Origin of the sequence: Pseudomonas graminis (genome assembly GCF_004364335.1) — a bacterium.
GTDB classification, from domain to species: domain Bacteria; phylum Pseudomonadota; class Gammaproteobacteria; order Pseudomonadales; family Pseudomonadaceae; genus Aquipseudomonas; species Aquipseudomonas graminis_D.
The window spans coordinates 1-20,272 of record NZ_SOCR01000013.1 but is presented as its reverse complement, the minus strand read 5'-3'; the positions used below and the strand labels follow the sequence as shown (position 1 = coordinate 20,272).

The following is a 20,272-nucleotide window of genomic DNA, read 5'->3' as shown; positions in this document are numbered from 1 at the left end:
CCCGGCACGTCGAGCAAAGCTCGCGAGGGCAGTCCCACAACCTTTCCATGTTCGCAGGCGCTAAATCAGACGCTCACAGGCTGCGTCTTGGCGTTGCGGTTATTGAGGCGTTTTCCGAGCTGGATGAAAGGGTGTTCGATGTAGCGAAAGCACAGATGGGCAGCGCCCAGGGTCAGCACCGTCGCGACCAGCGCCACCAGCAGGCCCGGTGCGTCGGTGCCGCGCAGCAGAAACTCGCTGAGCATGCCCATCGACGGGTGCAGCAGGTACAGCGAGTAACTCACTGCGCCCAGCCAGACCAGCGCCGGGTGGTTCAGACGCACACTGCGGGTCAGCAGCACGAAGCTGACGATGGCCACGGCGTAAGTGAAGCAGTAACGGCCCCAGGTTTCGCCGGTGCCCATGTCCTTGCTGTAGGCCATGATCAGCGTCGGCGGCAACAGCACGGCGAAGGCCACGAACAGCATCTTCAGGTTCCGCGTCAGCGCCGCGCTGTGCTCGGCCAGCAACCACTGGCGCCAGACCGAGCCGAAGAACATCAGCGACAACGCCAGGGGCAGCGCCACCGGCAGTTTGTGTTCGGTCAGCGCGCGGGCAATGCCCATCGTCAGCGCGGCGAGCAGAAACACCAGGGAACAGCGCGCCCGAAAGGCCAGGTCGTAGAGCTTGCCGGCGATGAACAACGCCAGGCACAGGCCGTAGAACACCAGCTCGATGAACAGCGTCCAGTACAGGCCGACCACGTCCTCGAAGCCCAGTGCCGCCTGCACCATCGTCAGGTTGGCAACGATCTGCGGCCAGGACGGCAGCGGCGCTCCGGTCAATTCAAGCATCAGCACAAACAGCACCAATGACAGCCAGTAGGCCGGGTACAAGCGCATGAAGCGTGAAATCAGGAAACGTCGGGCGCCGTCAGGCACCGGTTTCAGGCTGTAGGGAATCACGACGCCGCTGATCATGAAAAACCACAGCACCCCCAGCTTGCCGGGGTCGATCAGGTAATCCAGCACCCAGACGTGACCGATGACCGGTGCGTACAAATGGGTGAAGACCACCATCAAGGCGGCAATGCCGCGCAATGCGTCGAGATAGGCAAGGCGTTTCATGGCAGTGCCTCAGTTGCTGGACGATTCGCGACCCAGGGCATCGCTGCCCTGGCTGCTGCGCCGGTCTCTGGCCGGACTCAGCAGCGCGTCGATGCGTTGGGAAACCTGTCGTGCCGACTCTTCCCAGGAAAACCGCGTGACGTTGTTCAGCCCGCGTCGGCGCAGGGACAGGCGCAGCGGCATGTCCGTCAGAATGCGTTCCATGGCGGCGGCCATGTGGTCAATGTCCAGCGGGTCGAAATACAGCGCGCTGGCCTGCAGCACTTCAGGAATCGACGCCGCATTCGCCGCCAGCACCGGGCAACCGCACGCCTGGGCTTCCAGGGGCGGAATGCCGAAGCCTTCGTACAGCGACGGAAACACAAAGGCCGTTGCGCCCTGGTACTGGCTGATCAGTTCTTCATCGCTCAGGCGCCCGAGAAAACGGATCCGCGGGTCACGGCTGGCCAGGCGCTGCAAGTTGTCGTCGCTGAAGATCCCGCTGGCGCCACCAACGATGCGCAGTTGCAGATCATCGTGGCCGCGCAGCAGCAGGAACGCCTGAATCATCCGGCTGAAATTCTTGTGGGCGCTGGGCGAAGACACCGCCAGCAGGTAGTCCTGTTGCTCTTTGAGCGGCGGGCCCGGCTGAAACGCACCGCTCACCGCATTGGGCACCACGAAGATTTTCTTCTCCGGGAATTTGTAGAACTGCGAGATCTCACCCTTGGAGAAGGCGCTCACGGTCAGCAGCGACTTGATCCGCGACAGCATGATCGGCGTCATGGTCCGGTAGAGCAGACGGAACGTGCGCGTGTAGCTTTCCGGGTGACGCACATAGGTGACGTCGTGGTGGGTCGCGATCTGATTGCCGTACAGCAGCGGCGCGGTGCTGCACAGGGAAATCAGCAGCGGGTTGCCCTGACGGCGCAGGTACCGTGGCAGGTCCAGTTGTTCCCACAGGTGGCCGCTGTGGCTGCCGATGCATTGCACATCGAGGGCCTTGGCGCTCTCGTGCATCTGAATGCCGTGGGGGGCAACAAACACCACGTCGTCGCGCAGTTGCTTGAGGGCCAGGCAGATCTGTTCGGCGAAGCGCTGAACGCCACGCAATTCCTGAGTCAGAAAACGAGCATTGATCACAATCATTGTGGTCGACCTGTAGAAGAGATAAAGGGGTCGTGCGCAGAAGCCGTCAGCGCGCTCAGTCAAGAGCCGTCAGCGCCCTGGATGAAGGGGCGCCCGGAAGGCGGGCCGGAATAAAAAAGGCGGAACTCAGGGCAAGGCAAACAGTGCCGGGCGTGTGCCCAGGCTTATTATTTTCGGGAAGTCATCGATCGGCACTTGCGCCGAACAACGCCCGTCGTTGCAGTTCCACGGGATACCGCTGTCCACCAGCCCGCTTTGCGGCTGGCGGGTGTCGATGTATTGCACGTTGCCGCGCAGCACGCTGCTGGCGTCGACCTTGATCGCTCGCGGCAGCCCGGCGGTCCAGGCGACCATGATCTGCTCCGAACCCTTGGCGAACCGCAGCAGGTATTGCGAGTCGATTTCGCGACTCTTTTCAGCGTCGTAACGGAATTGATGCAGCGTCGGGCTGATGGCCTTCAGTGTCAGGTAGGCCTGCTTGACGCTCAGGTCCTGATCGAGCAGGCCAAAGTTCTGCTCCGGGTCAGTGAGGTCGGGCCCGTCGTTGAGCAGGCCGTTCCACCACATGCCTTTGATGTTGGGCATGGTCTGCGCCAGAAAGAAACTGCGCGCCAGGAACGCCGCCTGGGTTTTCTCATCACCGCCGCAACGCCCTTCGTTGCTGGGCCAGCCCATTTCGGTGAGGTACAGCGGCACCGGGCCTTTGTTGCGGTTCTTTTCCTTCAGGTCCTCGCTGATTCGTCGCAGCCAGGCAATCCAGTTTTCCGGGGTGTTGCGCTCATCCGAACGGCAATACACATAGGGATGAAGCGACAGCCCGTCGACATGGTTGAGCACGCCCGATTCCACCAGCCGATCGGCAAACCCCAGGTCCATGCCCTGACTGGTCACGGCACCGGCCAGAATCACCATGGGCCGCTGATTGGCGCGAATGCGCTGGGCGGTTTGTTCGATAAGCAGGCTGTAGTCCCTGGCGAACCCCGGATCGACCGGGTTTTCCTTGTCCCACTCGTTCCAGATCTCGTAGAAGTCCACGCTGTCGGTGAGCTGGCGGGTGACGAAACTGGCGTAGTTGCCGTAAGCGTCGCGCACCGAGGGTTTCCGCGGTTTGGCGTAGTTCTCGTAAAACGGGTTGCCGTAGCCCAGCACCAGGAGCGGCCGCAGACGCTGTTCCTGGGCGGAGCCCAGGAACGACTGCCATGAAGGCTCGATCTTCAACAACCCTCGTCGGGGCTCGGCGCTGGACCAGTAGGCATCGTCGCGCACCGAGTCGACACCCGCCGCTTTCAACAGCTGCAACGCGCGGGTGGAGGTGCCGGGTTTGTTCATCAAGTGCGTGTCGACACCGATGATGAATGCTTCGTCAGCCCGCGTGATGCAACTGATCAACAAGCCCAGCAACAGGACCGCCGAGGGTCGTCGTAGCCGGGTCAGGTAAGGGATGAGCATGGCTTGTCTCAATGAAGAGGCACGGTCCGGAGCGCTTGCTCAGGTAGGTCTCGGGCCGTCAGCGGTAAGGTCGGCATCGCGTACGGGCATGCCGCTGTGGTCAAACCGGGTGGGGCAGTGTGTGCCGGTTGCGCTGGGCAACGTCGTCCAGCAGCGTCTGGGCAAAAATGCTTTGGTAACTGTCGAGCATCAACTCCAGGTTCAGTAACGACGCCACGCTGACCCGCGCCTGACCGCTCAGACGCGCCAGCAATTCCGGGTTCTGGTGCAAGCGCAACATCGCCTGGCCCAGTGAGTCAGGATCCTGCGGGTCGCACAACAAACCGTTGAGCGGGTCCTGAATGATCTCCGGCAAACCGCCCATGCGGCTCGCGATCACCGGCACGGAGTGGGCGCAGGCTTCAACGGCGACCATGCCGAACGGCTCGTTCCACAGCGAAGGCACCACGGCAACGTCGATCTGGCGGTAGAACGCTTCAGGCGTCTGGTACCCGACAAAACTGATCTTCGACGACGTCGCCAGCGCCTTGAACGTGGCCTCGTCATCATTCTGGCCGCGGCCGGCGATCTGCAGGGTGGCGTCGAAGGGCAGTCGCTGGAATTGCTCGATCAGCCAGGCCACGCCTTTCTGATGAGACAGTGTGCCCATGTAGCCGAAGCGCAGCGGTGCTTTCTTCGCCACCAGGTCCGCTTGCCGCCGCTGATGGGGCGAGGCGGTCGGCGGCGTGAACGGGCTGGCGTTGTGCACGACGTAAGGGCTGGCGGCGCTGAAATAACCGCGCACCTGCAGCTTCTCAAGCATGAAGCGGCTGACCCCGACCACTGCGGCGACCTGCGCCGAGCGCGCGTCGTGGCCCTTGCGAAAGGTCTGGCAACTGCCGCATTGCTGCTGGCAGCACTCGCCGCGTTTGAACATGTTGCTGCTCGGGCACATCAGATACATGTCATGCAGCACCTGCACGATCGGCAGTTTTGCGGCGGTGATCTCGTCCCAGACGGACACCGACCAGCCGGCCAGGTTGTGGCAGACCACCAGTTGCGGCTGCTCGCTGCCGATGACCTGTTTCACGTAGCTGCGCATCGCGCCGTTGTAGCGGTCGCGCAGGTGCCAGCCCAGGCGCGCCAGACGGCCAGGCCGTTGCGCACCGAAATGCCAGTAGAAGTTACGCAGGCCGGCGCGGTAGACCTTGACGCCGTTCACCGCTTCAACGCTCAAGCCCGCGTCGGGACCGGTCACCAGCACGCTGACTTCACAGCCGCGTTGCTGCAGGCCTTCGACGGTACGCTGAAGAATGATTTCCGCGCCGCCTCCAATGTGAGGGGCATACAGGCTGCTGATGAACAGTATTTTCATAATGGATACGACTGATTCAGACCCAGTACCCCGGACTCACCGTCACGGATGGCTTGTTCGATCAGGCCAAGGCGCTCCTCGGCACCGCGTCGCTTGGCGATCAGCCGCAGCAGGCGGAAGAACACCCAGCGGTTGAGGCCGTACAGCAGCGACGAATTGGCCCAGATGTTTTTGTCGAACCAGGCTTGGTTGCGCGCGCCGTAGTAGGCCCGCAAGTCCGAGCCGCCCAGCAGGAAGCTCTCGTAAATGTTGTTGGTGCGCGCCTTGATGTTCCACGAGCTTTCCAGGTCGTCGAGCAAGGCATCCGGCACCAGGAAGATCCGGCCGCCGCCCGCCGTGATGCGCCAGGTGTATTCGCTGTCGTCGGCGTAAAGCATCAACGCGTCCAGCGGCAGGCCGATGCGGCGATACAGATTGCGGTGGGCGAGCAGGCCGCCGTAGGTGGCGAACGGCAACTGCACCATCGGCAGTTTGCTGTGCGGGCTTTGCGGCGCGCCCCACGGCAGTCGGCGCCAGATCTTGTACGGCAGTTGCGCGATGTGAAAACCGAAGAAACTCGAGCGGCGCTGAATGGCGAAGCGGTTCGGCACGCCGGCGGCGATGTCCGCCTGATGGGTCGGACGAAAGCCCAACACGGCGGCCTTGTCTTCGCCATCGATGCGTTTACGTTCTTCGAGCACCTGATGCAGTGTGGCAATGGCGTTGATGGTCGGCGCGTTGTCGTCGTCCATCAGCCAGATGTGCTCGGCACCGGCGTCCAGTGCGGCTTGAATCCCCACCGAGTAGCCCCGCGCGGAACCGGTGTTCTCATGCATGTAGATCACGCTGACCTGATTCGGCCAGGTGCGGCGCAGGGTGTCCAGCGGCGCGGTGGACGCGTTGCTGACGATGATGACGCGATCGATCAGCGGGCTTTCCAGCGAGCGACTGACCAGCGTGTGCAGGTAGTTGAAACGGTCACCATAGGTGAGCGTCACCAGCGTGGTTTTCTGGGTCATGGCGAGTTCCGGGCGAAGGGGGGTCAAGAGGCTGAAAAAGCATCAGCCCCGTGGGAATCAGGATGTGTGGAAAGGGATGGACGACGTTAAGGCGGTGGGACTTCGTTCAGGCCTGGGGATCAGGCCTGCGCTTGCATCCGCGACAGACTGCTGACCGGCAGGGTGACCTTCTGCTCGCGCTGCAGCAGGTTGAGCAGAATCACCGCACGTTCATCACCGTCGGCCGCGAGGAAGATCGCTTCGACGTCGTTGAAGCCCTCGGCCGTGATCCGCACCGTTTCACCTTCTTGAAAGGCCACCCTGGCCGGCGGCGCCAGAAGACGCTGGCGTATCTGCTCGATCAACGCATCCTGCACCGGAACCGGCATGCCGCCGAAGGTGACGATGCGCGCCACGCCCCGGGTCGAGCGGATCGGGTACCAGTTGTCGCTGGCCTGGTCCATGTGGATGAACAGGTAGCCGGGGAACAGCTCTTCTTCGGCCGGTGCCCGTGAGCCGCGTTTTTTCTCGCCGTGCTTGACCGGGCGGTAGCACTCGAACTGCTGACGTTGCAGGTGCTCTGCGGCACGTGCTTCCTGGCGGGGTTTGGTCTGGATGAGATACCAGCGCGCGGAGCCACAGGCGCTATTGACGACTTCAGACATACACTTCACTCCACTGCGATCCGGTGAGACCCGGTCAGGACAACGTCAGGTTTTTGCGCCAGCCCGTGCATCATGCCCGGCCTCGCGCAGGGTGGACTCTTGTCCAGCCCGTATTCGGTCAACATCTGCTGCACCTGCTCGACGCAGTTGAACATCAGCACATCGATGATCGACAGGTTGGCGACGAAAGGTTGCCGGAACTGCCGATACACCACCGGGTTCATCCGGAAGAACCGCACCAGCAAGCCGTTGCGGGCGAAGTGGTCACGGTCATAGATGACCGATCCGCCTTCCGGGGTAATGAACGTGGTGGCTTCAAACGTGTGAGCGATGCGAATGATGCGCTCCTGCTTGTCCGCAGCGCTACCCAGTATAAGGTCCGAGCTGCGCAGGATCGGCGTCACGATGTGTAGATAAGCACACATTTCACGGATTGCGTGTTCGGCATACAGCGCGATGTTCTGCTGCGGGAAACGGATCAGCCGCTCCAGCAGCGGCATGACCTGCGCAAAGTACGGCGCCCCCCGGTAACTCTCGGCGAGCAGATCGATCAGCCGCAGCGCCTCATCGCTGAAGTGCTCGCACAGTTGGCGCTGATTGATCTGCAACTGAAAGCGGTCTTTCTTCAACGGGAAGGTGATCAGCTTCGCTTCGCCGTTATGCAGGATGCGGTTGCGATTGACCCAGCCGGACCGCACATACTGCAGATCGTCTCCCAGGACGAAGACGTCTGCGGCGGCAATGAGCTGAAAGTAACCCAGGTACGGAAACAGATAGGGCTGCATCACTGCAAGGGTCCTGGCCATGTGTATCTCCTTGGCGTGCGTGTCGATTTACTTGCGGACCGTGGTGTAGTCGTAACCGTACGCGGCGCAGTCGTAGTCGGCGGTCGACGCCTTGCGCAGGACACCGTTGAAGATCGCACCCTTGATCAGAATGCCGTTGTGCATCAGGCGGCGCTTGCACGCTTCGATTTCCTTGGCAGTGCTCAGGCCGAAGCGGGTCACCAGCAGGCAGGTGCCCGACTGGCGGCCGACCAGGGTGGCATCGGTCACGGCCAGGATCGGCGGGGTGTCGATGATCACCAGGTCATACAGCGGCGACAGCTCGCTGATCATTTTGTTGAAGTTGTCGTGCATCAACAGCTCGGACGGGTTCGGCGCCGCGTAACCGCAGGAGATGAAGTCCAGGTTGCGCACTTCGGTGTGGTTGATGACTTCCTTGCTGCCCAGACGCGCGGCGAGGGTGTCCGACAAACCGTGCTTGGGCGTCAGGTTGAACATCTTGTGCAGGTAGCCTTTGCGCATGTCGGCGTCGATCAGCAACACGCGTTTGCCGGTCTGCGCAATGATTACCGCCAGGTTGCTGGAGACGAACGACTTGCCCACGCCCGGCGTCGGGCTGGAAATCATCAGCACGTTGTTGCGGGCTTCGAGCATGGCGAAGTGCAGGCTGGTGCGCAGGCTGCGCAACGCTTCGATCGCCAGCTCCGTCGGCGCGCTGACGCTGAGCAGGCGCGGCTCCTTGCTCGCCGAACGGCTCTGGGCGGCCTTTTCCATGCGTTCCTGCAGTCGCGAATACGGCAGCGACGCGTACACCGGCATGCCGAGGTTTTCGATGACTTCCGGGTTGTCCACGCCGCGATAGAACGCCTGGCGCACAAACACGGTGGCAACGGCCAGCAGCAGACCGATCAGGGCGGCGACCAGGACGATGATTTTGCGCATCGGCTTGACCGGCTCTTCGACGTTGGCGTCGGCGTTGTCGATGATGCGGACGTTGCCGATGCTGCCGGCGCGAAGAATGTCCTGCTCCTGGCTCTTGTCCAGCAACAGGGTGTAGGTCTGCGAGGTGACCTGCATGTCACGGTTCAGACGCAGCAGCTCTTGTTGCGTGGCCGGCAGGGCTTCGATCTTCTTCAACAGCGCGGCTTTCTGGGATTCAACCTGGCCAATCTGCGTCATCAGGGCGCGGTAGGTCGGATGCTCCGGCGTGTACAGACGCTCGACGTCGACGCGCTTCATTTTCAGGTCCGACAGCGAGCCTTCCAGCTTGACCACCTGATCCAGAACCGACTTGGTTTCAACGCTCAGGTCAACCGACTTGGCGCCCATCTGGAAGTTGTTCAGCGCGATTTCCGACTGCTCCAGCTGCTTGCGCACGGCAGGCAATTGCGAACGCAGGAACTCCAGACGCTGGGCGGCTTCGGCGGAACTGCGCTCGACGTTCTGACGCACATACAGGCGGCTGACTTCGTTGAGGATGCGCTTGGCCAGTGCCGGGTCCGGGTCCTGAATCGACAGGTAAACGATCCCGGAGTCCTTGCCCGCTTCCATGATTTTCAGGCGGTCCTGATAATCCAGCGCGGTGGTCAGGGTGCGTTGACGCGCCACGGCGAACTCGGTGCCCGGACGGGCATTGAGCACAGCCACCTGGATCTTGATGCCGCTGCCTTCGACGGTCTGACCGACCGGGCCGCTGAGCAGCTTGTTGCGGTCGTCGTCATACAGGGTGAAGGTGCCAGGCTTGCCCGCCACCATGGTCATCCTTTCACCCAGCAGCGCATCCGGTACTTCCAGCTGGAAGATGTCGATTTTCTCGCCGCCCCAAGCGTAGCTGTTCAGGCCGAACATCGGATCGGCCAGCGCGCCCTCATGCTCCGGCTTGAACCGACGCGCCATGTAGCTGCCCAGCCCCGGGATGTATTTGGGCTTCTGCACGATGTACAGCTTGAGGTCATCAACGACCTTGCCCAGCACTGCGCGGGATTTGATCAGCTCGATTTCGGTGGTCGCCTGGGAAACCGACAGCGGCTTGTTGGAGACTTCAGTGCGGCCCTCGATGCCGACTTTGCGCGGCTCGATCTGAATCATCGCGTTGGCCTGGAAAATCGGCGTGGCCAGAATGGCGTAGGTGGCGCCGAGCAGGACGCAGATGCCGACAATCGACGCAATCAATCCTTTGTGATCGAAAAGTGTGCGCAAGATAGTCGCCAAATCGATCCGGGAGTCCTGGACCTCGTCCAGAGAAGTACGGTTCATAGCGGTCATTTATCTTGGATCTCCTGACTGAAGATAAGGAAGCCAGTCGTCGACACAACGCGAAAGCAGCTCGTAGGTCTGTTCAAAGGCTAGTTTCGGGCACCGGTAGGGATCGGCGATTTCCAGCTCTTGTTGCCATTTGCCAATCAGAAACGTCTTGCCGCGTACCTCGGGGGCCAGCTTGAGGACGCTCTGGGTCTGACGATGCTCCATGACCAGAATCAGCTCTGCTTCGTGGAGCATCTGCCGATCGATCTGACGGCTTCGATGTTTGTGGGCGGGGACGCCGTTGACGTGCAGCACGGCCTGAGCCAGCGGGTCGATGGTGGAACTGAGCATGGCGTGGGTACCGGCCGACGAGATCTGGATGCGCGCGTTCGGCACCCGTTGTCGGAACATGGCTTCGGCCATGGGGCTGCGACAGATATTGCCGACGCAGACCACCAGAACGTTATTGAACATGACCTTTGCTGAGGCTCGTCATCAGCCTCTTGCTGATGTTGCTGCTGAAGTTCTGCCCGACCGCCAGGAGCGTCTGCATCTTGCGTTTCGGGGTGATCGCCGACAGCGAGTACTCGACCAACTCCATCAGGAAGTGCTCATAGAGCTCCTGATTACCGAGCCGGTTGTAGTAGTTGGCCAGGGCGCCCGAGGTCTGCAGCGCCATGTGCAGCTTGCGTTTGTTGGAGCGCATTGAAAACACGCCGCCCGGGTGCAGGCGGTACATGGCCGGCTTGACCTCGCCCATGAACTTGCCCTTGCCGTAGGCACCGAGCAGCGACCACCAGACCAGATCGTTGAGCGGCGCGGCCCGTAGCTCGGGCGGCAACGAGTCGAACACGTTGCGGAACACCGTGGTCAGCGTCGACACCGGCCGCGCCTTCTGCAGCTCCAGCGCCGTGGCATCCCCGCGCAGCTTGCCTTGCAGCTGAATCGGGTATTGGCCGCTGATGTCGAAGGGGATCGCATCGTGGTAGGTCAGTACGTAATCCGGGTTGTTCTCGAGGAAATCCACCTGAATCTGCAGCTTGCGCGGGTCAGTCCAGTAATCATCGCCCTCGCAGTAGGCGATGTAGCGGCCCCGCGCTTCGCCGAACAGGCGCGGTACCGGCGGGTTGTTCAGCGAGTACTGATTGGTCTCGTGATAGAAGGGGCGGATCAGCGCCGGGAAGCGTTTGACGTAATCGGCAATGATGCGGGCGGTGCCGTCCGTGGAAGCATCGTCGTTCACCAGGATTTCAAAGGTGAAGGTGGTTTGCTGTAGCAGGAAGCCATCCAGCGTCTGCGCGATGTAGGCTTCCTGGTTATAGGCTGGACAGACGATGCTGACCAGGGGTGCGGCGGACGGCGAGGTGCTCGTCTTATTGCTATTAGCATCCATGGCTTGGGTTCTCAGAGTTAAACGCTGGGTTTGCTGAACAGAACGGAAATCTTCATCACCAGCGGCTTGTAGCTGGCGGCCACAATCAGCAGCGTGAGCAGGCCGCAGACGGCCAGGCCCAGGAAGATGCTGATGCGGTTTTCATTGGCGATCAGGCGCAGCAACGGCTCGGTGATCGCCAGGCCCACGCCGGTCATCACGCTGATGCGGATGATGTCGCGCAGCCATTGACTGTGAATGCCCGGGGCCAGGCGCTGGTGGACGATCACCGGCCAGATGGCGAAGGACACCACCCGCAACACAAACCAGGCAATCGCCGCGCCGTAAGCGCCATAACCGCGAATCGCCAGAAACATCACCGGCACCGTGATCAGCGTTGAAACCACGCTGTACCAGACATGCAGGTGCATCCGTCCGTAGGCGTATTGCAGGTAAAACTGGAACGTGCTGACCGCCATGATGGCGCTGCCCAGCGAGTACCACGGCAGAATCGTCCGGCTCCAGTCGGCGGCAGGACGATCACCCGACCAGGCAAACACCATTTCGTCGGCATGCAGCGCGATCAATGCCGCGAGGGGAAACAGGAATGTGCACACAAACCGGTTGGCCGCCAGATACAGCTGATGCATGTCATCCCGGCGCCCTTCGGCCATCAACACGGTGAGGCGCGGCAGTAACGTCTGCGCCAGCGGGTTGGAGAGCATCATGATCCCGGTGGTGATCAGCGCCACCAGCGAGAAGTAACCATACTCGTTGAGCGGCAGCAGCTCGGAGAGCAGCACCTTGTCAATCTGGGTCAGCACGATCCACAGCACTGCGGTGCCGGACATGCTCGCCGCAAAGGGGATGATCGGCTTGACCAGATCCCAGTCGAAGCCGGTCAGCGGCGACGGCGTCGGCATCTGCTGATAGGCACGGGCCGCGAAGATCAACGCTTCGATCAAGCCCACCAGCGCCTGGAACTCGAAGAAGTGCACCGGGTCGTTGGAAATCGTGCTCACCAGCAGCAGGCCGCCGAAGTAGCGCAGCGTGGCGATGATCACGTTGGCGATGTTCAGCCACGCATGCTGTTCAAGGCCTTGAATCCCGCTTTTATAAAGCGTGGAAAACAAGCGCAGGGCGATGACGATGCCCATCAGCCCGATGCACTGCACCAGCGTCTCGGTCGACAATTGCTGGGCATTGAGCCAGTGCACGGCAATCCATTCGCTGCCGGCGTACATCGCCACGCAACAGAAACCCGCCAGTGGCAGGAAGATGATCTCGAACGAACGCAGCAGGCGACCGGTATAGCGATCCAGTCCATCGCTGCCCTGGCGGTGCGCCACCGCCCTGACCAGACTCGGTGACAACCCTGCGTCCAGCAATTGCAGCCAGGCCTGCAGCACCGAGAAGAACCCGATCAGCCCGTATGCCTCGGCGCCCATGTGGCCGAGGTAGAACGGCATGATCAGGATCCCCACGAGCAGCGTGTAGGCCTGGCCTGTATAGCTCAACGCAGTGTTGCGTATGACTGAGCGCTTGGTTGACATCGAAAGTCCTTCCGGCGAAACACGGTGAATGGTGCGGTGGCGTTACATGACCTGAGCGAGTGACGGCACACGGTACGGCGAGTGAGCGGCGCTGGTTTCGGCGATCACCGTATTGATCACGCGCTCCTGATCGTCGCGCAGCAGGCCGGGGTAAATCGGCAGACACAGCACGCGCTCGCTCAATGAACGCGAAGCGGTCTGCGCGGCTTGCGGCTGCAGGTATTCAAGGGTGTCCAGCGACGGGTAGAAATAGCGGCGCGGGTTGACGCCGTTGGTGTTCAGCGCCGAACGCAAACGCAGCAGCTGTGGTTCGTCGCGCAGGGCGATCGGGTAGTAGCTGTGGTTGAGCTCGCTGTTGTTTTCCGGCCGCTGCAGGTCGACGTAGTCGCCCAGGCGGGTGGTGTAGCGGTCAGCAATTTCAGCGCGTTCCTGAAGAATGTTCTCGATGTCGTCGAGAATGCACAGGCCCATCGCGGCGGAGAATTCGTTGAGCTTGGCGTTGATGCCGATGCCGTCGATTTTGTCGACGTCGACGATGCCGAAGTTGCACAGCAGGTGAGCCCGGCGCGCCGTTTCGTCATCGTTGGTGATGATTGCGCCGCCTTCGATGGTGTGAAACAGCTTGGTGGCGTGGAAGCTCAGGGTGCTGACGTCGCCCCAGTTGAGCACCGACTGGCCGGCGTGACGCACGGCAAAGGCATGGGCGCCGTCGTACACGACTTTCAGATTGCGCCGGCGAGCAATTTCTTCGATGCGCTCAACGGCGCAAGGATTGCCGAACACATGGGTGCCGACGATGGCGGTGGTGTCGGAGACGATGCGGCTCTCGATGTGGTCCGGCGAGATGTTCCAGGTCTGTGCGTCGATGTCGGCGAAGATCGGGCGAATGCCTTCCCACTGCAACGAACTGCTGGTGGCCACGAAGCTGAACGGCGTGGTCACTGCGCTGCCGCTCAAACCCAGCGCGCGGTAGGCGACTTGCAGGGCGAGGGTGCCGTTGTTGGTAAGGATGACGTGCTTGACGCCCAGATAATCTTTCAACCGCTGTTCGAGTTCGCACACCAGCGGCCCGTGGTTGGTCAGCCAGCCCCGCGCATAAATGCCCTCGACGTAGCCTTTGAACTTGTCGATATCGCCCAGGTAGGTCTTGGTGACGTTGATCATCGAATTCTCCATTTCAGATGCGAAGCTTTTAAAAGGCTTTCGGGGCAGTGATGCGGTGGCGCCTGTCCGGCGCCGGGCTTTTAACGCCAGGTCCGAGCGAAATCAGTTCGGGGTGGATGCTGGCGGCGGGTTGCCTGCCTTGCTGCTCATCCGCCGCGCGCGGCCCTGATTGATTTTCAGGATCAACCGGGTGGCGAGACTGCCTGCATGGGGGTCGCCGAAGTGGAAGAGCGCGGTGGCGCGCTTCACGTCCGGCCGGCAGGCTTGATTGGCGTGCAGGCTGCGATAACCCCAGAAGAAATAAACGCTGCCCGGCTCCAGGCGCAGGACATAGGGCTTGAGCCAATCGCGCTGCATGCCTTTGATGATCCAGCCGCGGGTAACCTTGTTTTGCAGCAGGGCTTTCTCGATCACGTTGAACAACACCCATGAGCGCACCCGGCGGATGTTCGGAAACAGCATCAGGTCGCCGCGTCCTTCGCCTTCGCTGGGGATGAACACCGGGATCAGCGCGGTCACCAGGCTGGCGTCGTAATGGAAGCTGTTGGATTCGCGCTTGCCCTGATTGCCCTGCACGCAGCGCAGCACCGGAAAGATACGGCCGCTGGCGGCGTCACGGCGGGCCGCGTGCTTATAAAGGCGACCCAGCAGCGTTTTGAAACGCGGGTCAGACCAGTAGCTCGCCAGCAGGCTTTCGCTCAGTGCCGCTTCGCCGTGGTAGGCGAAGTATTCGCCCTGGTGTTTCTGCGCCTGCTGGTCCGTCCACGCCTGCAACTGCTGCAAATCTGCGTCAGGCACGGCCGCGTTCAGTTTTGCAAAACCGTTGGTATCGATTTCGTCAGCCAGTCGCTGAACCAGCTGCTCATCCATGTCGAAAGATAAAGGCATTGCATCAGGCCCTCGGAGAGAGTGAGGAGAGCAGGGCAGGGGGTGAATTGCGCTTCAGGCACGCTACCGCCCGAATCTGCAGATCCTGCCGTTGTACTAATTAAGGCGTGCATTCAAACGGCGGCTTCATTCAGCACTGGCTGACAAAAGCGTTGGGCAAAGCTACCGCCCGACCGAGCACGTTCAGTCTTTCGAAAAAGCTTTCTTTGAACCAAAAACTGCCCACCGGCGCTGATTTCACACCGTTTGAATCGTCAACTTTTTGGGCAGTCGCAGGCTTATTAAGTCGGAATGCTCTCGGCGCACGGCTCTAGGGCCGCACTGCAAAAACGGGAAAACATTGGACATGCCTATATATCGGCGGAGCCGGAGTTTCTGTCAAATTATTTCGCCATCATTCTGTTAAATTTTTGATAAGCGGATGATCAGGGATGCTAAGTGCTTGATTTTAAACAGAGTCAATAAAACATCGCCGCCCTCTTGTGGTGCGCGACGCTTTTTAGGCGCCCGCCACGACCTCCTCTTTGACGACCAGAAATCACGAGAAAGACATTTTTCCAACGTCAGAACTTGGGCGCTGGGAGGGAGGAACGGTTTTATGGCGCTCGATAATTGAATGCGTCATTCAAGCGTGATTACACGCAGCAGTAATTATCAGCGGAGTTTGAATGGGTCAATTAAGCAAGCATGGCAGTGTTGCAGTTTTATAGATGAAACTGTGTTCGGTTATATATAAATCAACGTGGGTGAGTAAGTGATAAGTCAGCAGATCCCATCGGTGCGCAATGCATTTGCCCGGGCGCGTCCTTGCCGCGCCTTGGGTGGAGACGGTGCTGCGGTTGCTCAGGCTCGATCGCTGCTCCATTATCCGGGTCTGCGATGCAAACAATTCGAGTCACCAGGAGATTCAATGAATACGCAGTCGAAAACCACCGGAGTGGTGATGCAACGTCTTGCGCAGGCGCGCGCCCTGATGAGCCGTGAAGGCATCGACGCCTGGCTGGTGCCGTCGGCCGACCCTCATCTCTCTGAATATTTGCCGGGTTACTGGCAAGGGCGGCAGTGGCTGTCCGGCTTCCACGGCTCCGTCGGCACCTTGATCATCACCCGGGACTTCGCCGGTCTGTGGGCCGACAGCCGTTATTGGGAGCAGGCGAGCAAGGAACTGGCAGGCAGCGGCATTGAGTTGGTCAAGTTGCAGCCGGGCCAGACCGGCCCACTTGAATGGCTCGCCGACCAAGCCAGGACAGATTCCGTCGTTGCAGTGGATGGCGCGGTATTGGCCGTGGCGTCGTCGCGTACGCTGGCTGCCAATCTGTACGAAAAAGGCGCGCGGCTTCGTACCGACCTCGATCCATTGACGGAGCTGTGGAATGACCGTCCGGCGTTGCCGGCCCAGGCTATCTATGAGCACGGGGCGCCACACGCCACTGAAACCCGCCCTGACAAGCTCAATCGACTGCGCACGGTGATGGCCGAGCGCGGCGCGGAGTGGCACTTCCTCGCCACGCTGGACGACATCGCCTGGCTGTTTAACCTGCGCGGCGCGGATGTCTCCTACAACCCGGTGTTCATATCCTTCGCCCTGATCGGTCCAAACAGCATCAACCTGTTCGTCGCGTCAGAGAAGGTCGATGCCGCGCTGCGCAGCACCCTGGAGCAAGACGGCATCACCCTGCATGAGTACACGCGCATCGGCACCGCGCTGCGCAACGTGCCCAAGGATGCGCGACTGCTGGTCGATCCGGCGCGGGTCACCTGCGGCCTGCTGGATTATCTCGACAGTGAAGTCACGCTGGTCGAAGGCCTCAATCCCACCACGCTGTTCAAATCTCAGAAAAGCGCCGCTGACACCCGGCATATCCGCCAGGCGATGGAGCAGGATGGCGCGGCGCTGTGCGAGTTCTTCGCCTGGCTGGATTCGGCGTTGGGCAAAGAGCCTGTCAGCGAACTGACCATCGACGAAAAACTCAGTGCAGCGCGGGCCCGCCGGCCGGGCTACGTGTCCCAGAGTTTCGCCACTATCGCCGGCTTCAACGGCAACGGGGCCATGCCCCACTACCGCGCCACTGAAGAAGAGCACGCGCAAATCGAAGGTGATGGCCTGCTGCTGATCGACTCCGGCGGTCAATACCTGGGCGGTACGACGGATATCACCCGCATGGTGCCCGTCGGCACGCCGACGGCTGAGCAGAAGCGCGACTGCACGCGCGTGCTGAAGGGCGTGATCGCGCTGTCCCGGGCGCACTTTCCCCGGGGCATTCTTTCGCCATTGCTTGACTCGATTGCTCGCGCACCGATCTGGGCCGAGGGCGTCAACTACGGTCACGGCACCGGTCACGGCGTCGGCTACTTCCTTAACGTCCACGAAGGTCCGCAGGTGATTGCCTACCAGGCTGCCGCCACGCCGCAGACTGCTATGCAGCCGGGCATGATCACCTCCATCGAGCCCGGCACCTATCGGCCGGGGCAGTGGGGTGTGCGCATTGAAAACCTGGTGATCAATCAGGAGGCAGGCAAGACCGAGTTCGGTGAGTTTCTCAAGTTCGAGACGCTTACCCTGTGTCCGATAGACACGCGCTGCCTTGAAATCGGCCTGCTGACGCAAGAGGAGCGTGAATGGCTGAATGAATACCACGCCCAGGTCAGGCAGCGCCTCAGTCCATTAGTGAAGGGCGCCGCGTTGGCCTGGTTGGAAGGTCGGACAGCGGCGGTTTGACCCTGAACGCCACCGTCCTCTTTGGCGGTGGCGTTACTGACGGGTTATTCGGTTAGCGCTTCCCTGACGAAATCGAGTCGGTCCTGGCCGAAATAGAGTTCGTCGTCGACAAACATGCTCGGGGCGCCAAACACGCCTCGTGCAACGGCTTCTTCGGTATTGATTTTCAGCTGGTCCTTGACGCTGGGGTTGCTGACCCAGCCAAGGATTTCTGCCGGATCAAATCCAGCCTTCATAAGCGCAGCTGGCAACACCTCAGGATCGTTCAGGTCCAGCGCGTCTACCCACATCGCGCCGAACGTGATTTCCAGCAACTCAATGAACCGTTGTGGCTGGAGAATCTGCGCCGCAGTCAAGGCGCGCATCAGGCTCAACGTGTTGATCGGGAAATGGGGGTTGAGGGTGAGGGGGACCTGATAGCGCTTGGCGAACCGTGCCAGATCCTTGATGGAGTAACGCGCTTTGGCAGGCACGTCGTTGGGCGAGGCATTGCCAGTCGCTTTGAACACCGCGCCCAGCAAGATGGGGCGGTAGATCAACGTCGCTGACATCTCATCACAGATCTTTCGCAATTGGGTGTAGGCCAGGTAACTGGTCGGGCTGCCCACATCGAAGTAAAACTCCACGCTCCGGCTCATCGTTGCATTCCTTCTTCTTATATAGGTAAGGGCGCGCCCCAAGTGATTCGCAGACGCCCGAGTCTACCAGCGTTCGTTCCAGGGACGCAGGTCCAGCTCGAACGTCCATGCGTCCCGAGGCTGGCTGTGCAGGTACCAGTAATTCTCTGCGATGTGTTCAGGGTCGAGGATGCCGTCCTCATCCTTCAGCGCGTAGCGTTCGGGAAATTGAGTGCGGATGAAGTCAGTGTCGATTGCGCCGTCTACCACCACATGAGCCACATGGATGTTCATCGGACCCAGTTCGCGAGCCATGCTTTGCGCCAGTGCCCGTAGCCCGTGCTTGGCACCGGCGAAGGCCGCAAAATGGGCAGCGCCGCGCAGGCCTGCAGTCGCCCCGGTGAACAGAAGGGTGCCGCGTTTGCGTTTGGCCATTCGCAGCGCAACCTCCCGGGCATTCAGAAACCCTGAGAAGCACGCCATCTCCCAGATCTTGAAATACTTGCGCGCCGTTTCTTCAAGAATGCTGCACGGCACGTTGGCGCCGATATTGAAAACGAACGCCTCAATAGGGCCGATCTCATTCTCGATCTGCTCAATCAGCGCAACCACGTCGTCTTCCTTGCGCGCGTCGGAGGCGAATCCGTAGGCTTCGCCGCCACTCTGCCGAATCGAGTCCACGAGAGGCTGAAGCTTGTCGGCGCTCCTGCGAGTGACGCACGCCACGTAACCCTCCCGGGCGAAGCGTCTGGCAATCGCGCCTCCTGTTGCGTCGCCTGCCCCTACAACCAGAACGACTTTCTTGTTATTCGAGGTAACGGTCATCGCGATTCCTTTATTAAACGATCGTTCACTTAACGGACGTTATGCTAGGGTCGGGAGGGCGTCAAGGTACTCACTCAGGTAACAGGAGAAACAATGCGCTATTCGGCCGACCATAAAGAGCAAACTCGGCGCGCCATGCTCGACAGCAGTGCCTCTCTGGCGAAGGAGAAGGGCTTCGCGCCAATGGGAGTGGACGGTCTGATGAAAGCCGTAGGCCTTACCGGCGGGGCTTTCTATAGCCACTTCTCTTCGAAGGATGATTTGTTTCAGGCAATCGTCGAGCGCGAGTTGACCCGCAGCCTGGCGTTACTCGGTGGCGATGAGAAGCTGACCAGGGACAGAATCAAGCAGTGCTTGCGGCATTACCTGACACTGTCGCACGTGCAAAACCCGTCTGGTGGATGTGTCATTCCTGCACTGGGCGCCGAGATTTCCCGCGCAGAAGGACCTGCCCGCCTGCGTGCCGAACACTGGTTGTGCGAATTACATAAGGCGTGGGCTGAAGTGCTTGGGGACGAAGATCTGGCTTGGGCAGCCATTGCTCAGTGCGTCGGCGCACTGACGGTCGCGCGAATGATGGCGAGCCCCGAACTGCAGCAACGTGTGGTGGACGCCAGCCATGACCTGCTGTGTCAGCAGGTAGATGCGCTGTCGGTAGCCGACTAGGGGTTAGTCGGCTTCTTGCATACGACGATCATGCTACGGCTGGTATACCCGGCCGGATTGAGGCCGAGCGGGTAGCCTCCCGTGTCTTCGGCGCCGTCACCGGATTTGGCGATCACACGATACTGCTTCGACACGCAGGAGTTGGTCGCCATGTCATAGCACTGTTCCCAAGAGGACGACAGGCCTGAGCAGTTGATGTGGATACCGCGTTTACCCATGACCGGTTTAGACGTCGCCGCGCAGCCAGCGACAGCCAATGCTGCCAGTGCCATCAAAAAGTACTTCATTCATATCCTTACCTGACCGGCACGCTGCGGTCAGTGACTATCCAGAATTCACATGCTGCCATCGACGATCGCGTCCGTGTGGAGCGAGGGCACCATGTTAGGCGCACGGGCTAAACATCGCTCAATAGTGAGACAAATGCCAGTGACATCGTGTATCACGCCGATGGCTGCGCTGCTTATCGTTGCTCCGAGCCATAGGGGGGCTGGTTCACAAGGGCTTGCGTCCCTTATAAGAACCTACAGGCAGAGGTCTGTTAAGCAGCAAAGGCGCCAAATATCAGTGATCGGTAGCCAAGTTGAAATAAGTGCTTGACGCCTCTCTGTATCTGTCTATAATTCGCCCCACTTCCGGCGCAGACGAAACGGAAAACTCCTTGGTAATCAAAGAGTTGGACGAAGTAGCAGCGAGGAATGCTTCGGTTCAGATGCTTGAATCGACAGCGGTGAAAAAGGCAGTTGACAGCAGGTTGTAA

18 protein-coding genes are annotated in these 20,272 nt (G+C 60.6%); 2 read left to right on the top strand and 16 right to left on the bottom strand.

What is annotated here, in order from left to right; all coding sequences use genetic code 11:
* Positions 1-65: 65 nt before the first annotated feature.
* The 13 genes from EC919_RS22230 to EC919_RS22170 form a co-directional block, all read right to left on the bottom strand.
* The gene (locus EC919_RS22230; protein ID WP_133776477.1) at positions 66-1,106 is read right to left on the bottom strand and encodes an acyltransferase family protein; all 1,041 of its coding nucleotides are present in this window, start codon (positions 1,104-1,106) and stop codon (positions 66-68) included.
* A 9-nt stretch (positions 1,107-1,115) separates the two neighbouring features.
* Entirely contained in the window at positions 1,116-2,234 is a 1,119-nt protein-coding gene (locus EC919_RS22225) for a glycosyltransferase family 4 protein (protein WP_133776476.1), read from the bottom strand.
* Positions 2,235-2,360: 126 nt separating this feature from the next.
* Positions 2,361-3,683, bottom strand: a complete 1,323-nt coding sequence (locus tag EC919_RS22220; protein WP_133776475.1) for a hypothetical protein — start codon at positions 3,681-3,683, stop codon at positions 2,361-2,363.
* Positions 3,684-3,783: 100 nt separating this feature from the next.
* Positions 3,784-5,037, bottom strand: coding sequence for a glycosyltransferase family 4 protein (locus EC919_RS22215; protein ID WP_133776474.1), 1,254 nt, complete (start codon positions 5,035-5,037; stop codon positions 3,784-3,786).
* Entirely contained in the window at positions 5,034-6,035 is a 1,002-nt protein-coding gene (locus tag EC919_RS22210) for a glycosyltransferase (RefSeq protein WP_133776473.1), read from the bottom strand. Before EC919_RS22210 ends, EC919_RS22215 begins: the two co-directional genes overlap by 4 nt.
* Before the next feature lie 119 nt (positions 6,036-6,154).
* Positions 6,155-6,679, bottom strand: coding sequence for a transcription/translation regulatory transformer protein RfaH (rfaH, locus tag EC919_RS22205; RefSeq protein WP_108121322.1), 525 nt, complete (start codon positions 6,677-6,679; stop codon positions 6,155-6,157).
* A gap of 5 nt (positions 6,680-6,684) precedes the next feature.
* On the bottom strand, positions 6,685-7,485 hold the full coding sequence (locus EC919_RS22200) for a WbqC family protein (RefSeq protein WP_133776472.1): 801 nt from the start codon (positions 7,483-7,485) through the stop codon (positions 6,685-6,687).
* 27 nt (positions 7,486-7,512) lie between these two features.
* On the bottom strand, positions 7,513-9,729 hold the full coding sequence (locus EC919_RS22195) for a polysaccharide biosynthesis tyrosine autokinase (RefSeq protein WP_133776471.1): 2,217 nt from the start codon (positions 9,727-9,729) through the stop codon (positions 7,513-7,515).
* Positions 9,730-10,182: a low molecular weight protein-tyrosine-phosphatase gene (locus EC919_RS22190; protein ID WP_133776470.1), complete on the bottom strand. Its 453-nt coding sequence runs from the start codon at positions 10,180-10,182 to the stop codon at positions 9,730-9,732.
* On the bottom strand, positions 10,172-11,101 hold the full coding sequence (locus EC919_RS22185) for a glycosyltransferase family 2 protein (protein ID WP_133776469.1): 930 nt from the start codon (positions 11,099-11,101) through the stop codon (positions 10,172-10,174). Before EC919_RS22185 ends, EC919_RS22190 begins: the two co-directional genes overlap by 11 nt.
* Before the next feature lie 17 nt (positions 11,102-11,118).
* The gene (locus EC919_RS22180) at positions 11,119-12,633 is read right to left on the bottom strand and encodes a lipopolysaccharide biosynthesis protein (RefSeq protein WP_133776468.1); all 1,515 of its coding nucleotides are present in this window, start codon (positions 12,631-12,633) and stop codon (positions 11,119-11,121) included.
* Between the two features lie 42 nt (positions 12,634-12,675).
* On the bottom strand, positions 12,676-13,797 hold the full coding sequence (locus EC919_RS22175; RefSeq protein WP_133776467.1) for a DegT/DnrJ/EryC1/StrS family aminotransferase: 1,122 nt from the start codon (positions 13,795-13,797) through the stop codon (positions 12,676-12,678).
* 102 nt (positions 13,798-13,899) lie between these two features.
* Entirely contained in the window at positions 13,900-14,685 is a 786-nt protein-coding gene (locus tag EC919_RS22170) for a hypothetical protein (protein ID WP_208295009.1), read from the bottom strand.
* Between the two features lie 910 nt (positions 14,686-15,595).
* On the opposite strand from EC919_RS22170, the gene EC919_RS22165 reads away from it, so the two are divergent.
* On the top strand, positions 15,596-17,404 hold the full coding sequence (locus EC919_RS22165; protein ID WP_133776466.1) for an aminopeptidase P family protein: 1,809 nt from the start codon (positions 15,596-15,598) through the stop codon (positions 17,402-17,404).
* Positions 17,405-17,448: 44 nt separating this feature from the next.
* Here EC919_RS22165 and EC919_RS22160 read toward each other — a convergent pair whose 3' ends face one another.
* Both EC919_RS22160 and EC919_RS22155 read right to left on the bottom strand, forming a co-directional pair.
* Positions 17,449-18,042 (bottom strand): 2-hydroxychromene-2-carboxylate isomerase, encoded by a 594-nt coding sequence (locus EC919_RS22160; RefSeq protein ID WP_133776465.1) that lies wholly within the window; start codon positions 18,040-18,042, stop codon positions 17,449-17,451.
* A gap of 63 nt (positions 18,043-18,105) precedes the next feature.
* Positions 18,106-18,846 (bottom strand): SDR family oxidoreductase, encoded by a 741-nt coding sequence (locus tag EC919_RS22155; protein WP_133776464.1) that lies wholly within the window; start codon positions 18,844-18,846, stop codon positions 18,106-18,108.
* A gap of 93 nt (positions 18,847-18,939) precedes the next feature.
* On the opposite strand from EC919_RS22155, the gene EC919_RS22150 reads away from it, so the two are divergent.
* Complete coding sequence (locus tag EC919_RS22150) at positions 18,940-19,512, top strand: TetR/AcrR family transcriptional regulator (RefSeq protein ID WP_133776463.1); 573 nt, start codon at positions 18,940-18,942, stop codon at positions 19,510-19,512.
* Here EC919_RS22150 and EC919_RS22145 read toward each other — a convergent pair.
* Positions 19,509-19,799: a hypothetical protein gene (locus tag EC919_RS22145; RefSeq protein WP_133776462.1), complete on the bottom strand. Its 291-nt coding sequence runs from the start codon at positions 19,797-19,799 to the stop codon at positions 19,509-19,511. The genes EC919_RS22150 and EC919_RS22145 overlap by 4 nt on opposite strands.
* Positions 19,800-20,272 lie beyond the last annotated feature (473 nt).

Coding starts and splice junctions, on each gene's coding strand:
- EC919_RS22185 (WP_133776469.1), bottom strand. CDS start 11,101: ATGGATGCTAATAGCAATAAGACGAGCACCTCGCCGTCCGCCGCACCC.
- rfaH (WP_108121322.1), bottom strand. CDS start 6,679: ATGTCTGAAGTCGTCAATAGCGCCTGTGGCTCCGCGCGCTGGTATCTC.
- EC919_RS22160 (WP_133776465.1), bottom strand. CDS start 18,042: ATGAGCCGGAGCGTGGAGTTTTACTTCGATGTGGGCAGCCCGACCAGT.
- EC919_RS22180 (WP_133776468.1), bottom strand. CDS start 12,633: ATGTCAACCAAGCGCTCAGTCATACGCAACACTGCGTTGAGCTATACA.
- EC919_RS22155 (WP_133776464.1), bottom strand. CDS start 18,846: ATGACCGTTACCTCGAATAACAAGAAAGTCGTTCTGGTTGTAGGGGCA.
- EC919_RS22150 (WP_133776463.1), top strand. CDS start 18,940: ATGCGCTATTCGGCCGACCATAAAGAGCAAACTCGGCGCGCCATGCTC.
- EC919_RS22230 (WP_133776477.1), bottom strand. CDS start 1,106: ATGAAACGCCTTGCCTATCTCGACGCATTGCGCGGCATTGCCGCCTTG.
- EC919_RS22145 (WP_133776462.1), bottom strand. CDS start 19,799: ATGAAGTACTTTTTGATGGCACTGGCAGCATTGGCTGTCGCTGGCTGC.
- EC919_RS22175 (WP_133776467.1), bottom strand. CDS start 13,797: ATGATCAACGTCACCAAGACCTACCTGGGCGATATCGACAAGTTCAAA.
- EC919_RS22170 (WP_208295009.1), bottom strand. CDS start 14,685: ATGCCTTTATCTTTCGACATGGATGAGCAGCTGGTTCAGCGACTGGCT.
- EC919_RS22220 (WP_133776475.1), bottom strand. CDS start 3,683: ATGCTCATCCCTTACCTGACCCGGCTACGACGACCCTCGGCGGTCCTG.
- EC919_RS22165 (WP_133776466.1), top strand. CDS start 15,596: ATGAATACGCAGTCGAAAACCACCGGAGTGGTGATGCAACGTCTTGCG.
- EC919_RS22215 (WP_133776474.1), bottom strand. CDS start 5,037: ATGAAAATACTGTTCATCAGCAGCCTGTATGCCCCTCACATTGGAGGC.
- EC919_RS22225 (WP_133776476.1), bottom strand. CDS start 2,234: ATGATTGTGATCAATGCTCGTTTTCTGACTCAGGAATTGCGTGGCGTT.
- EC919_RS22190 (WP_133776470.1), bottom strand. CDS start 10,182: ATGTTCAATAACGTTCTGGTGGTCTGCGTCGGCAATATCTGTCGCAGC.
- EC919_RS22195 (WP_133776471.1), bottom strand. CDS start 9,729: ATGACCGCTATGAACCGTACTTCTCTGGACGAGGTCCAGGACTCCCGG.
- EC919_RS22200 (WP_133776472.1), bottom strand. CDS start 7,485: ATGGCCAGGACCCTTGCAGTGATGCAGCCCTATCTGTTTCCGTACCTG.
- EC919_RS22210 (WP_133776473.1), bottom strand. CDS start 6,035: ATGACCCAGAAAACCACGCTGGTGACGCTCACCTATGGTGACCGTTTC.